Consider the following 12,647-nt stretch of genomic DNA (forward strand, 5'->3'; position numbering starts at 1 on the left):
AGGAGAAAATCGGTGACAATCCACTACTTTGATTTTATTTTCTTAATTTATTGCTGAACCCAACCACGAATACACAAACAATTTTATCCCATTATCATTAGCCTTTTGACTATGAGTGAATTGACACCCGGAGAATTAAATGCCCTGGTTTCCTTATTGGATGATTCAGATCGTGACGTGAGAATGCATGTGCGGGATCGGATTATTTCTCTGGGCAACGAGATTATTCCTTTTCTGGAGAAAAAATGGGAGAATAGCTTCAATCCTGATATTCAGAAAGAGATTGAAGAATTGGTTCACGATCTTCAGTTTTCGCTGTTAAAAGAAAGGTTGATCGATTGGAGAGATACCGATGATCGCGACTTGCTCACGGGACTTTGGATCATCAATAGTTATCAGTATCCAGATTTGGAATATGCAAAGCTGAATGCTGAAATGCACCAGATTTACTTTGATGTCTGGACAGCTTTCAAAAGTGATTTGACACCTTACGAACAGGTGCGGGCGATCAACAATGTCTTGTTCAATACACTTCGTTTCTCAGCCAATACCAAAAATTTTCACTCGCCAGCCAATAGCATGCTGTCGTCCGTGTTGGATTCCAAGCGTGGAAATCCTCTCACTTTATGCTCGATTTATTTGCTTGTAGCCAAGAAACTCGGCTTGCCGATTTATGGTGTGAATCTCCCAAATCTATTTGTGCTTACTTATAAATCAGCTGATGTCACATTCTACATCAATGCTTTCAATAAGGGGTTGATTTTCAGTAGAAAGGATATTTTTAACTACTTGGAACAGTTGAAGATAGAGCCGAAAGAGGATTACTTCGAGCCCTGTTCCCATTTGCAGATTATGCTGCGAATGTTCAGAAATCTGGAAAATTCCTTCGAGAAACTCGGCGAGTCTGACAAAGTGCAAGAAATTCAAGAGCTAATAGCGCTCCTGAATTCTCAATAGGTTCTCAGATTGCATCCTACAGCTCTGGCTTGTGGAGGACTTGGGGCCTCACCTTTCAAGATGGAATCCATTGCTCTATCAAGATACTTCGCTGATACGGCACTTTCCGCCTGGGGATTATTATCCAAAGCACCTCTGTAACTAACGACTGCACCGCTTGGTCCAGAGGTGATTAATACCACTTCGGGTATTTTGGTGATTTTGTAATATTTGCTCAGCGCCTGATTTTCATCTATCAAATACGGCATATTCATGTCCGATTCGTCGATGTAGCTTCGCAAAGCTGCCTGATCTTCCGATTTGCCGCTGACCTCAGGATTCACCAGCATGAAGGTAAATCCCTGACTTTGGTATTTGCTGCGCAAAGCTATCATGCGGGATTCATACATTTTCGCAAAGGGACAAGACAAACTATGAAAAATCAGCACCAATCCTTTTCCTTTAATTTGCGATTGAATATTGATCACTTTGCCTGTAACCGCATCTGTGAGATTTATGGATTGCAGATCTTGGGCAGAAAGTGAAAAAGTGGAGGAAAGAAGAATAAGAAGTACTAAGCTTAGTTTTTTCATCTGTATATATTTTGATTTTAAAAGGTCAGATGGAATCTCGCATGTATTATAATCATCCTTCTGTGTGTCGCTTGGGTCATGCTTGATTTCATTTACCAAATGGTGTAAGTAAGTACGACATCCGAGATCACCCGAACTTGTACTGTGTAATGATGATCGGTATAATCCGTACCTCGGATCTTGCCTTTGATGATTCCTGCCTTCGAATCAAATGGTTCCAACAATATGTTTTCACGAAAGGATACTCCACGCTTTCCCTGACATTTGAAGATAGATTCCTTAGCTGACCAAGCCATGGTGTAATGTAGCGGATCTTTTTCCAGAAAGTCCAATTCGGATTGTTCCAGAAATCGAAATCCGATTCTCAGAATTTTTTCCCGAATCAAATCCATATCAATACCGACTGGATTGTCCCGATGATAGATAGCTCCTGCATAGCCCATCGTGTGCGAAAGTGACATATACCCATGGCCATTCATAGCTTGCGATTTGCCATGCTCATCTTTGAAGAAGCCTGGATAAGGAACATGCAGCACATCCAGAGCATCTCGAATTGCCATTCTAGCTGTTGCCCATTCCCTCCTTTTTTCCAGATGAGAAATATTTGCGTAAGCTAGTTTTTCACGAAAGCTGAGGAAATCCAACTCATTTTCATCCTGAGTTTCGATAATCTTGATGGCCAAAGCCGAGGACGAGTCAATTTTTTCTATTTTTGTTTTCATAAGCCAGAAGGGCACCGAAAGTCTCCGTCCAATATATGTCAAAAATAGAAGTTAATAAATTACAAACACTAACAGGGCACAATGACTGTATCTATGCGTTGACGGAAGGCTGTGATCCTAGATTTTTTTATACAGGTGCCGGAGACGGAATGGTGGTGGAGTGGGATCTTGAAAATCCCAAAGATGGGAAGTTGATCGCTCGGCTAGCTCATTCAGTCTATGCACTTGCCATTGATCCGAGTAGAAATCTGCTTTTCATCGGTCATAATTTCGAAGGAATCCATGTCATAGACTTAAATGAAAGCAAGGAAATTTGGTCTCTGAAATTGACTGATCAGGCGATTTTTGATATCAAAGTCTTTGGAGATGAAGCCTATATAGGCACAGGTGATGGCGTATTGATAGTAGTAGATATCACTTCGAAAACAATCAAAAAGCACATCAAGCTAAGTTCTAAAAGTATTCGTGTAATGTCTTTGGCAAAAGACAAAAGACAACTGGCGATAGGTTTGAGCGATCATTCAGTGAAGATTTTGGATTTGTCAAACGATTTTCACCCCATTGCTAATTTGACTGGCCATACCAACTCAGTATTCGCACTTTCTTATTCCCCTGACGAATCAATTTTGGTAAGCGCGGGTCGGGATGCGCAGTTGAAATTTTGGGAAACGAACAAGTATTCTCTACTAGAAAATATCGTGGCACATTTGTATGCCATTAATTATTTATATTTCAAGGACGACGGAAATCTCCTAGTCACCTGCTCCATGGACAAATCAATCAAGATTTGGGATGCAGGTGAGAAAAAACTCCTAAAAGTCATCGACAAAGCAAGGAATGCAGGTCATGGCACTTCAATAAACAAAGTAATTTGGAGTAGCTATCAGGGCAATGTAATTTCTGTGTCTGATGACCGTACTATTTCTATTTGGCAAATTGAAGCGAATTAATCTATGAAGATCACACCAGCAGCCATTCGGCAAAAATCCTTTGAAGTTGGATTCAGAGGATATGAAAAAAAAGAAGTCACCCTATTTTTGGATGAAATAAGTGAAGTAGTGGATGCGCTCCACAAAGAAAATATGGAGCTTAAGACGAAGCTTCAGAATACAGAAGCTGAAGCAAAACGCTTGAAGGATGTGGAGGAGTCGCTTTTCCGTACATTGAAAACCGCCGAGGATACTGGCGCAGCAATCATCGTGGAAGCAAACGAAGCGGCGGATTTGATCATAGCTGATGCAAATGAGACAGCCGACAATGCTACCAAGCATATAGATAAGATGGTGGCGGATACGAGAAAACAGGCAGAAGAGCAGGCTGCTGCTATCATAGGATCTGCTGAAACGAAAGCTAAAGATACTATCGTAGAGCTGAGAGAAAGCATGCAAGGTTTGGTGAGGTCCTATGAAGGTCTTGCGGAGCAAAGAGAGGCTATGGTGAAAAGCCTGAAGAGAATTGCTCAGGATTCCTTAAATCAAATTGATCTTTCTGATGCGCATTACTCCAGAATCGATGCCAAGGCACATGCTAGAGCTATTGATGAGCTGAGCAGATCGCAGACATTTACCTTTGCAAACCTCGGAAATCTCGGATACGAAGAAGAGGAAATTGTGGAGGAGGAAATTGAAGAAAGTCCAATGGCTGAGATGGAAGTCATCGAAGAGCAGCTTGAGCTGGAGGCCCATGATTCTACGCCTGATATGGAAATGGAAATCGATGATTCTGAGACTGCAGAGGAAGAGCTGGAAATGGAAGATACCAAGATGCAGCTGGAAGATGAAGCACTTGATGAAGATATAGAGGAGCTTGAAGAAGCAAAAGAAAAACCGGTTGCCGAGAATCTTAAGCATCAAACTAGCCAACCGAAATACAGGGATGACCAGAAGAACCAGTCAGGATCATTTTTTGACCAATTTGACTAATGGGAAAAGTAAGCCTCGAAGGGATTGAATTCCATGCTTACCATGGTGCTTATCCAGAGGAATCTATTCTAGGCAATCGCTTTACGTTGGATCTGGAATTGGAAACAAACTTTCGTCAAGCCATGCTTCACGACGATCTGAGCGCTACGGTGGATTATTCCAAACTTTATAAGTTGATCAAAGCCAGAATGGATGTGAAGGTGAAACTCCTGGAGCATCTCGGACATATGATCGTCACTGACATCATGGAAGCCTATCCATCTACTACCCAAATAAGGCTCACGCTAAAAAAACATCACCCTGCTCTTGGTGGATTAGTTAGTTTCTCCTCAGTGCAAATCCAATATCCAGAAGATTATGCGTAATTGTTTCTTAGCTATTTTTCTGACTTTGAGTACCATTGGAATGCTAAAGGCTCAAGGTGAGGCTTATCAGTTTTTTACAAATAAAGGCAAAAAAGTAGATCTCAAACAAGTACTTAAAGAGGCAGGAAATGCTGATGCTGTTTTCTTCGGAGAGCTTCATAATAACAGTTTGGGACATTGGCTACAGCTTCAGGTACTGAAAGGATTGCAGGCAGAAAATTCGGATTTGGTCGTGGGCTCTGAGATTTTTGAGCGAGAAGATCAGTTGAATATAGATGAGTGGTTTTCGGATCAGATTACAGAAAGTAATTTCGAAGCCGAGGCTAATCTCTGGAAGAATTACACTACGGATTACCGTCCGGTTTTGCGCTTCGCGAAAGAGAAAGGATTGACGTTTATTGCGACAAATGTGCCTAGAAAATATGCTTCTTTGGTGAGCAAAGCTGGCTTACCCGCTTTGGATTCACTTTCCCCACAAGCGAAGAAGTACTTTGCGAAGCTACCAATGGAGGTGGATATGAACATGCCCGGCTACGTGGCCATGAAGGATATGATGCATGGAGCGCCGGGGAATTCTGAGTTTATGATTCATGCTCAGGCATTGAAAGATGCGACTATGGCGGAGTCACTTTTTGAACCACTTTCCGCAGGCAAAAAAGTATATCATATCAATGGATCCTATCATTCCAAAGATGGAGAAGGTATACTTTGGTATCTGGAAAAAGAGTTTCCAAAAGTGAAGATTCTGAATATTCACACGGTGACCCAAGATCAGTTGGGCAAACTTGATGATGAAAATGCCAAAGCTGGGGAAATCATTCTTGTCCTACCAAGTGACAGTCACACTACGTATTAGTCTTGTACAATAAAGCTGAAACTTCGAGAATCCGTTCGGAATTTTGGATTGCTTTTGGGCAATACATGAAGCCGATTCCCAATTCGGAAGGGAGAAGGATCAATTGGACGAATTATAAAACTGGTGTTCGTGACATCTATTTTCGGATGAAGGCTGAGAATGACTTTGCTTCTATTGGGATCGAATTAAGTCATTCTGACGAGGAATTACAGGAATTGTTTTTTGATCAATTTGGGCAGTTCAGGAAAATGCTGGAGTCAATATTAGGTGAGGAGTGGGATTGGAAATTGCAGCAGGCGAATGAATTTGGGAAACCGGTTTCTAGAATTGAGAAAATTCTTCCAGACGTAAATGTGATGGATTCAGAAGATTGGCCAGAGATCATCTCATTTCTCAAGCCACGAATTATCGCTTTTGATGAATTTTGGGAAAATGTGAAACCAGGGTTTGAGAGTTGAGTGTGTGATGTTAAGCCGGTTCAAAGCGGGTGATCTTTGTCGTCGATTTGAGATACCAATATTTTCGTAGAATTTTTTAATTTTATTTGCCCTGAAAGGGCTAAATATCTCAGCAACGGTCGCCGGGCCGTTGTTCCGATTAATTAACTTTTCATTTTTAAAGTCCTGCAGGGGCGTAATAATCTATGGGACAATCGCTTGTGAAAAATCATGTGCATATTATTATTTCTGTATATACGCTATTCTGCCAGTAAGCGAATTCTATTTTGTCAATAGGTTGGAAGACCGAAGACCGAATACCGGAGTAAACCAGAATTCAATGTGTCTTTGGATTTTCGATCCTATAAGTTTTCTACTGGCACGATTCCTTATAATCACAAAAAATATAAAGTGTATTATGATGAGAGGTATGTTTGGGGATGATGACAATCTTTTGATTTCGCCCCCACCACGGCGGGCCGGCTTTTCAGGGCTCTTTTTACTCTTCATATTTCAGATACCATGGGCTGTACCTATTGCTAGGATATCATGCCCTTTCAGGGCTGATTGATCTGATTCTGTTGAATTCTTTTTTTTTACATCTGCCTAGTTGTAAATGATTTATGGTCAGCTATCAAAAGTTTAAATAATCATAACGACGCTTAAATCTTCCTGTGATCTGCAAATTCTAATGTGAAAAAGCCCTGCAAGGCCTAAACATTTTATCGATGGATGCAGCCTATGGTAAAAAATCATTCATGAAAATCCTTCTTCTGGAGAAGCAGGATAAATGTGTTCTCCGCGTTGTCCTTGGTGTTCTCCGCGGTTATTATGAATTACATAAATGAATTGAAAGGCTGATTCCCTAAAACTCGCTCTTTACATATTTCAATTCCTCAATCGTCCTTACACCATCTTCTGTGAGTGCTAGCCAAAGGCTTATTTCATCGCCTTCTCGCTTCATGGTCAAACCGCTAAACCACACGATATTCTCTCCAACTTCCACCAAACGAAATATCGTCCACTCTTCTTTTTCTTCCCACGGAGAAAGGTCAGCATTGAAATGTTTAAGTTTCAACGAGAAGGTTTCTCCTTCCTGTACGATATTCATAAACTCAGAAAAAATGAGTTTCCCCTCGCTCCAAAATCGAAAAGTCCCAATCATATTCCCATCGACTGCTGGCATCCATACTTCCTCGCATTCGCCGCCAAATCCAGTTCCTGTCCAAAAACCTACCAGCCAATCCAAGTCAGAAACATTTCCTTTTCCAGGCTCCTGGTCATTTTCGAGTTGTTTTACTTGAGCAATTGTGATGGAACAGATTAAAAATAGAAGTGTAGTGAGTAATGGCTTTTTCATAAACGAAGAATTTTAAGCTCTTGAATTTAGAAAAAACAATGATGAATTGGTTGCCACAAATGGGGATGAAAGACAATTTAAATTCAATCCCAAACGGTTTTTGGCGAAAGTTCAATTTCAGCAATACCGTATTTTCGGCCAAAAACAGATTCAATAACAAATCTCATTTACTACCCAGAGTTTGTCTTGATGGGTCAATAAATCGTGTCACTTAATTAGGTGTTGCTGTTACCGTTCGTGTGATACGAAAGGTGCCGTTGAAGAAATTCGCTCAGCCCTCTTGATTCCGTTAGCTACGGAAGGGGGAATAGCTCAATTTGAACTTAAACCATTGATTTCAAAAATATACCTTCAAAATAAAACCGCGCTCTCAGCGAAAAGCTCTGTGCTCCCAGCGGTTAAATCAATTTCACACATCGTGACGCTTTGGGATTTCTGGATTGATGAAAGTAAATCCACGTGCCTCATCTCCTTCAAAAAAATCAATTTGCATGCCCATCAAAAACATATAATGGCGCTTTTCTATCAGCACAGGAATCCCCAAAATCTCAAAATGCTGATCTTCCTCTTTTGGCTTGTCAAAACCCAGTGCATAAGACATTCCACCGCATCCACCACCTTTCACTCCCACACGAAGGTGATATTCAGCAGGAATGTTTTTGGTAGCCATGATATTTTTAATCTCAGCTTCCGCCTTTTCGGTGATCTTGATTGGGATTATCATGTGGAAGGAATGTTTTTGGCAGGAAATTGGTTCGTGTGAATTCAAATTACATTCCTGCGAAGTTTTCTAGCGGAGATAATTTGTGCAAATTCGAGCTTAATCCCCAAAAATGGAATATACAGTTGATTTATTGAAAATTCTTTTACCGGCAGGCATCGTCCTTTATGGCATGTACCTCGTGGTAGTTTCTTTCCTTTCGAAGGAAAGAGAAAAAACTCTGGTAGAATTGAAAACCCAGAATTCTCAAACCATACTACCAATTCGATTACAGGCAGCTGAGCGAATTTGCCTTTTTCTGGAGCGAATCACTCCGAATAATCTGGTAAGAAGATCTAACCCCGGTGGACTAACCTCAGGTGAATTGCATTCTCTTTTGCTAGCAGAAGTTCGTGAGGAATTCAATCATAATTTTTCCCAGCAGGTGTATTTCTCGGAGGAAACATGGGAGGCAGTAAAACGAGCTGTGGAGGAAGTGACGACGATCATCAATCAAAGTCGGCAAATGCTCAATGAAGAGGCTACTGGTTTGGATATGGCAAAGGCAATTTTTGCGCAAGCACTCGAGAGAAAGAACGATCCTATAGGATATGCGTTGAAACAAGTGAAATCAGAGATTCAAATTTACTTTTGAAAATGGAATCCTTTAAATCCAAAACTTCTGCTACCATCGAAAACGCCAAATCACTTTTTGGCAAGCAAGTAGATGCGCTCGGAAAGCAAAAGGAAAAAGTGGCTGAACTAATCGCTGGAGTCGGAAATAAGATCTACAGATTTGGGGATAATCCAAGGGTTAAAAAACTCATTGAGCCAGTTTCTGTTTTTATCAGAATGATCAAAGCCCATTTCAATGGTTCCCACAAACTGACAAACAGCACGCTCGGGCTAGTTCTATTGGCCTTAGTGTACTTTGTTTCGCCTATTGACATCATTCCTGACTTTTTAGGTTTCTTTGGATTTGCAGATGATTTGAGTGTCGTTTTGGCTATTTATGCAAAAGTAAAAGACGAGATTGAAGGTTTTTTGGATTGGGAGAGAACTCAAGACTAGATAGGTCTGTTAGTCTTCAAAATCTCAATATATGCTAGACCAACAAACTTCATTGATTTCTCCTGAGCTGATTGCTTCAGCCCAGAACTATTCAGAATACAGAGAAATGATAGATCAACTCCTTGCGGAAAGCAAAACCACAGGAATCAATCATTCTGAGAGCTATATTGACTATACCAAAATGAATGTGCAGCGGATGAATCGCTGGGATAAGACGGCGAAGATTTCGCTAGAATTGGAGAAAATAGTCGGTTCGATTTCTTCTCCTCAAGTTTGGCTGGTGATCACCGAAGCCTGGTGTGGGGATGCTGCGCAAAGTATTCCTTTTATCGCCAAACTAGCGGAATTGAATCCATTGATCAAGTTGAGATTTGTGATGAGAGATGAGAATCCAGAACTGATGGACGCATATCTGACAGAAGGAGCGAGGTCAATTCCAATTTTGATTGGCTTGAGTGGTGAATTGAGCAAAGAGCTTTTTGTATGGGGGCCCAAACCGGAGTTTCTTAAAAATCGCTTGAAAGCTTATAAAATCGATCCGCAGAATATTACTCCCAACGAATTTTCCGACGGTACACATCTTTGGTACGCAAGAGATAGAAACAAGGCACTAGCTGAGGAGTTGACTCCGCTTATTGCCGCAACGACATAACATATGAAAATCGCACTGATTTCTGGGGCTTCAGGCCTTGTAGGTAAGGAAGTTCTTCACCAGCTATTCAAAAATGAAGCGTATGATTACGTACTGAGTATTGGCCGTAGAAAGCTTGCTATTAAACAGAAGAAGCTTGTCCAGATTGAAGGCGATATGGCTAAGATAGCTAGTTGGGATTGGGAGGATAAAATCACATCCCAGAGTTTAAGCGGCGAATACTACTCGCTTACCGAGAGTTTGACCAATAAAACTGCCGAGGTGCATGCTTTTTCCTCTCTTGGAACTACGATCAAGCAGGCAGGCTCAAAGGAGAAGTTTTTTGCTATAGATCATGACTTGGTGATTGCTTTTGCGGGCTGGGCCAAAAAGCTTGGTGCGAGCAAATTTCTCTATGTTTCCGCCTCAGGGGCCGATGCTAAATCTTCTATATTTTACAGCCAGACCAAAGGCAAAACGGAGGAAGACATCAAAGCAATAGGCTTTGACTATGTGGGATTGTTCAGACCTTCCTTATTGATGGGAAATAGAAATGAGTTTCGACTTGGAGAGCAAGCTGCACAGATACTGATGAAGCCTTTGATCTGGCTTAAGCTTTTCAAAAACATCCGTCCGATCTACGATTATCAGGTAGCCAAGGCTTTGGTGAAGACTGCGCTGGCTCAAAAGTCTAATTCGGCAGAAATCATCTCTTCAGGGGAAATGCAAGATTTAAGTAAATGATCGTAGTAATTCAGAGAGCCGCCGAAGCCTCGGTGAAAATAGATGGAAAAATCAAAGCCAGTATTGCACTGGGACTGATGATTCTGATAGGTATCGAGGAAGCAGATGGGGAAGAGGATATTTCTTGGCTGGCAAAAAAGATCCTGAACCTCCGTATTTTTCCTGACGAAAATAAAGTGATGAATAAGAGCTTGATTGATGTTGATGGAGAGATTTTGCTGATTTCACAGTTTACGCTTCATGCCAGTACCAAAAAAGGAAATCGTCCTTCGTACATCAAAGCAGCCAAGCCTGATATCGCCATTCCGCTTTATGAGCAAATGGTCCAAACGTTGGCTGCAGGTTTAGGGAAGCCAATTGGCACGGGAGAATTTGGTGCAGATATGAAGGTGTCGCTAGTCAATGATGGACCAGTGACGATTTTGATAGATAGTAAGAACAGGGCTTGACATTTTTTTGACAGGTAAGAGCAGGACAGGGTATCGGCTGTATTCTCTACTTTAGGGAAGTATTAGTTTGCTTTTTTTAACGCTAACCCTGTCTTATGAAAGTCCAATCAATCCTCATATTTTTTGCTGTCTCTGTAATCATGACTCAGTTTTTCAGCAGCTGTAGCAAGCCAAATCAAGAAGAAAGTTTGAGCCAAATAAAGCCGAACGTAATTATTATCCTGGCAGATCAATGGCGGGCGCAGGAAGTCGGGTACATGGGAAATACTCAAATAAAGACACCAAACCTAGATAAGCTAGCTTCTCAAAGTTTGATTTTTGAAAATGCGATCACCACCATGGCTGTTTGCGCACCATGGAGAGCAAGTTTTTTGACAGGTCAATATCCGCTGACCCACGGAGTTTTTTACAATGACAAACCCTTACCCAATAAAGCGCTGACCATGGCTGAGATTTACCAAGAGCAAGGCTATGCTACTGGGTATATTGGCAAATGGCATCTGAATGGGCATGCGAGAGATGAGCATCCATTTAGCGCTAGGGACTTGCCGGTTCCAAAAGACAGAAGGCAGGGGTTTGATTATTGGAAGGTCAGAGAAGTGACACACAATTATAACAACAGCTTTTATTTTGACGAAAATGATGTGAAGCACACCTGGGAAGGCTACGATGTTTTTCCTCAGACTGACAGTGCTATTAGCTATATCCAAAAGAATAAGGAACATCCTTTTGTGCTGATGCTGTCTTATGGCCCACCGCATGATCCATATTTTTCCGCTCCCAAAGAGTATCAGGATATGTATGACGAGAGCAAACTTGAAGTCCGTCCAAATGTTCCTATAGCTTTCCAGGATTCTGCACGGAAGGTCATGGCAGGCTATTATGCGCATGCTTCGGCGATTGATTTTGCAATTGGGAATCTCTTAGATGCCCTTGACAAAGCAGGAGTTGCAGATAATACTATCCTTGTGTTTACCTCGGAGCATGGTGATATGCTGATGTCAAAGGGGGTTTTAAAAAAGCAACGACCGTACGATGAAGCGATCAAAGTGCCTTTGTTGGTGAGATATCCAGCGAAGTTCGGAGCAAAAAGTCGAAACGTGAAAGACCCGATTGGAACGCCAGACTTACTGCCTACACTACTCGGATTAAGTAATATCTCTGCTCCTGAAAGTATCGAGGGAAAAGATTTTTCTAGTGAATTATTCGCTGGGAAAGATCTGGGAAATGAAGCTGCATTGATAATGTTGCCGGTTCCTTTTCACGAGTGGAAATTCCAAAATGGAGGGAGAGAATATCGCGGCATCCGAACCAAAAGATATACTTACGTGAAGGATCTCAAAGGGCCCTGGCTGCTTTATGATGATGAAAAAGATCCTTATCAGGAAAATAATCTAGTCAATAACCCAGAAGTTAAGGATTTGCAAAATCAATTGGAAGCCATCTTGCTGGAGAAACTCAAGGCAACAAATGATACTTTTCTTCCTGCGGATGATTACATGACTCAATACAATTATCTCTATGATATGCAGGATAGCGTGCGTGAAGCAAATTATATGGAGGTTAATCGATGAGAGAAATCGTTTTAGTTAAGTCCGATTTTGACTGTTTCTGAAAATTGCCAATCTTCCAGTTTTAAATCATTCTGTATTTGTCAACCTCACTTCTTGGTGTCCTTTCCGCAAGTATGCAGTTCAAAGGTAAGTACGCAGTCTTAAAATCAGACTTCAATTGGCAAGTGGGCAAGACTGCAAGTTGCTATTCCACTCAATGGGAAAATGATCTATATCTTGGAGTTTGACCTTGCTAAAAGCATTGGAAGAGCAGAATTTGGAGCTGGTTTAAATGATCATGGTTTAAG

At 41.3% G+C, this 12,647-nt stretch carries 16 protein-coding genes; 12 read left to right on the top strand and 4 right to left on the bottom strand.

Annotated features, from left to right (window positions below; translation table 11 throughout):
• Positions 1 to 111 precede the first annotated feature (111 nt).
• The gene (locus BVH04_RS16270; protein ID WP_086542520.1) at positions 112 to 957 is read left to right on the top strand and encodes a transglutaminase-like domain-containing protein; all 846 of its coding nucleotides are present in this window, start codon (positions 112 to 114) and stop codon (positions 955 to 957) included.
• On the opposite strand, the gene BVH04_RS16275 is transcribed toward BVH04_RS16270, so the two are convergent.
• Positions 951 to 1,529, bottom strand: a complete 579-nt coding sequence (locus BVH04_RS16275; protein WP_086542521.1) for a redoxin domain-containing protein — start codon at positions 1,527 to 1,529, stop codon at positions 951 to 953. The two genes, BVH04_RS16270 and BVH04_RS16275, sit on opposite strands and share 7 nt — an antisense overlap.
• Before the next feature lie 92 nt (positions 1,530 to 1,621).
• Complete coding sequence (locus BVH04_RS16280) at positions 1,622 to 2,251, bottom strand: 4'-phosphopantetheinyl transferase family protein (RefSeq protein ID WP_086542522.1); 630 nt, start codon at positions 2,249 to 2,251, stop codon at positions 1,622 to 1,624.
• 35 nt (positions 2,252 to 2,286) lie between these two features.
• Between BVH04_RS16280 and BVH04_RS16285 the strand changes: the two genes are divergently transcribed.
• Genes BVH04_RS16285 through BVH04_RS16305 form a run of 5 tightly spaced genes read left to right on the top strand, consistent with a single transcriptional unit; the run spans position 2,287 to position 5,852 of the window.
• Positions 2,287 to 3,201: a WD40 repeat domain-containing protein gene (locus BVH04_RS16285; protein WP_086542523.1), complete on the top strand. Its 915-nt coding sequence runs from the start codon at positions 2,287 to 2,289 to the stop codon at positions 3,199 to 3,201.
• 3 nt (positions 3,202 to 3,204) lie between these two features.
• Positions 3,205 to 4,173, top strand: coding sequence for a DivIVA domain-containing protein (locus BVH04_RS16290; RefSeq protein WP_086542524.1), 969 nt, complete (start codon positions 3,205 to 3,207; stop codon positions 4,171 to 4,173).
• On the top strand, positions 4,173 to 4,538 hold the full coding sequence (gene folB, locus BVH04_RS16295) for a dihydroneopterin aldolase (protein ID WP_086542525.1): 366 nt from the start codon (positions 4,173 to 4,175) through the stop codon (positions 4,536 to 4,538). The genes BVH04_RS16290 and folB overlap by 1 nt, the downstream gene beginning before the upstream one ends.
• Positions 4,531 to 5,394, top strand: a complete 864-nt coding sequence (locus BVH04_RS16300) for a ChaN family lipoprotein (RefSeq protein ID WP_086542526.1) — start codon at positions 4,531 to 4,533, stop codon at positions 5,392 to 5,394. The genes folB and BVH04_RS16300 overlap by 8 nt, the downstream gene beginning before the upstream one ends.
• Positions 5,395 to 5,396: 2 nt before the next feature.
• Entirely contained in the window at positions 5,397 to 5,852 is a 456-nt protein-coding gene (locus BVH04_RS16305) for a DUF4268 domain-containing protein (protein WP_086542527.1), read from the top strand.
• A gap of 844 nt (positions 5,853 to 6,696) precedes the next feature.
• Here the strand turns inward: BVH04_RS16305 and BVH04_RS16310 are convergent.
• Together BVH04_RS16310 and BVH04_RS16315 are read right to left on the bottom strand one after the other, a co-directional pair.
• Complete coding sequence (locus BVH04_RS16310) at positions 6,697 to 7,191, bottom strand: DUF6265 family protein (protein WP_086542528.1); 495 nt, start codon at positions 7,189 to 7,191, stop codon at positions 6,697 to 6,699.
• 409 nt (positions 7,192 to 7,600) lie between these two features.
• Positions 7,601 to 7,915, bottom strand: a complete 315-nt coding sequence (locus tag BVH04_RS16315) for a HesB/IscA family protein (RefSeq protein WP_086542529.1) — start codon at positions 7,913 to 7,915, stop codon at positions 7,601 to 7,603.
• Positions 7,916 to 8,024: 109 nt separating this feature from the next.
• On the opposite strand from BVH04_RS16315, the gene BVH04_RS16320 reads away from it, so the two are divergent.
• From BVH04_RS16320 to BVH04_RS16345, 6 genes are all read left to right on the top strand, one after another.
• A complete protein-coding gene (locus tag BVH04_RS16320; RefSeq protein WP_086542530.1) occupies positions 8,025 to 8,546 on the top strand; it encodes a DUF7935 family protein in 522 nt (173 codons plus the stop codon).
• A gap of 2 nt (positions 8,547 to 8,548) precedes the next feature.
• Positions 8,549 to 8,962 (top strand): YkvA family protein, encoded by a 414-nt coding sequence (locus BVH04_RS16325; protein WP_086542531.1) that lies wholly within the window; start codon positions 8,549 to 8,551, stop codon positions 8,960 to 8,962.
• A gap of 31 nt (positions 8,963 to 8,993) precedes the next feature.
• A complete protein-coding gene (locus BVH04_RS16330; protein WP_086542532.1) occupies positions 8,994 to 9,614 on the top strand; it encodes a thioredoxin family protein in 621 nt (206 codons plus the stop codon).
• Positions 9,615 to 9,617: 3 nt separating this feature from the next.
• Positions 9,618 to 10,337 (top strand): NAD-dependent epimerase/dehydratase family protein, encoded by a 720-nt coding sequence (locus tag BVH04_RS16335; RefSeq protein ID WP_086542533.1) that lies wholly within the window; start codon positions 9,618 to 9,620, stop codon positions 10,335 to 10,337.
• Positions 10,334 to 10,786 (top strand): D-aminoacyl-tRNA deacylase, encoded by a 453-nt coding sequence (gene dtd / locus BVH04_RS16340; protein WP_086542534.1) that lies wholly within the window; start codon positions 10,334 to 10,336, stop codon positions 10,784 to 10,786. Before BVH04_RS16335 ends, dtd begins: the two co-directional genes overlap by 4 nt.
• A gap of 95 nt (positions 10,787 to 10,881) precedes the next feature.
• Positions 10,882 to 12,360: a sulfatase family protein gene (locus BVH04_RS16345; RefSeq protein ID WP_240510957.1), complete on the top strand. Its 1,479-nt coding sequence runs from the start codon at positions 10,882 to 10,884 to the stop codon at positions 12,358 to 12,360.
• The last annotated feature ends 287 nt before the right edge of the window (positions 12,361 to 12,647 follow it).

The sequence above is a fragment of the Algoriphagus antarcticus genome (assembly GCF_002150685.1).
Taxonomy (GTDB): domain Bacteria; phylum Bacteroidota; class Bacteroidia; order Cytophagales; family Cyclobacteriaceae; genus Algoriphagus; species Algoriphagus antarcticus.

Coding starts and splice junctions, on each gene's coding strand:
- BVH04_RS16290 (WP_086542524.1), top strand. CDS start 3,205: ATGAAGATCACACCAGCAGCCATTCGGCAAAAATCCTTTGAAGTTGGA.
- BVH04_RS16335 (WP_086542533.1), top strand. CDS start 9,618: ATGAAAATCGCACTGATTTCTGGGGCTTCAGGCCTTGTAGGTAAGGAA.
- BVH04_RS16320 (WP_086542530.1), top strand. CDS start 8,025: ATGGAATATACAGTTGATTTATTGAAAATTCTTTTACCGGCAGGCATC.
- BVH04_RS16310 (WP_086542528.1), bottom strand. CDS start 7,191: ATGAAAAAGCCATTACTCACTACACTTCTATTTTTAATCTGTTCCATC.
- BVH04_RS16285 (WP_086542523.1), top strand. CDS start 2,287: ATGTCAAAAATAGAAGTTAATAAATTACAAACACTAACAGGGCACAAT.
- folB (WP_086542525.1), top strand. CDS start 4,173: ATGGGAAAAGTAAGCCTCGAAGGGATTGAATTCCATGCTTACCATGGT.
- BVH04_RS16275 (WP_086542521.1), bottom strand. CDS start 1,529: ATGAAAAAACTAAGCTTAGTACTTCTTATTCTTCTTTCCTCCACTTTT.
- BVH04_RS16330 (WP_086542532.1), top strand. CDS start 8,994: ATGCTAGACCAACAAACTTCATTGATTTCTCCTGAGCTGATTGCTTCA.
- BVH04_RS16270 (WP_086542520.1), top strand. CDS start 112: ATGAGTGAATTGACACCCGGAGAATTAAATGCCCTGGTTTCCTTATTG.
- BVH04_RS16325 (WP_086542531.1), top strand. CDS start 8,549: ATGGAATCCTTTAAATCCAAAACTTCTGCTACCATCGAAAACGCCAAA.
- BVH04_RS16300 (WP_086542526.1), top strand. CDS start 4,531: ATGCGTAATTGTTTCTTAGCTATTTTTCTGACTTTGAGTACCATTGGA.
- BVH04_RS16280 (WP_086542522.1), bottom strand. CDS start 2,251: ATGAAAACAAAAATAGAAAAAATTGACTCGTCCTCGGCTTTGGCCATC.
- BVH04_RS16345 (WP_240510957.1), top strand. CDS start 10,882: ATGAAAGTCCAATCAATCCTCATATTTTTTGCTGTCTCTGTAATCATG.
- dtd (WP_086542534.1), top strand. CDS start 10,334: ATGATCGTAGTAATTCAGAGAGCCGCCGAAGCCTCGGTGAAAATAGAT.
- BVH04_RS16315 (WP_086542529.1), bottom strand. CDS start 7,915: ATGATAATCCCAATCAAGATCACCGAAAAGGCGGAAGCTGAGATTAAA.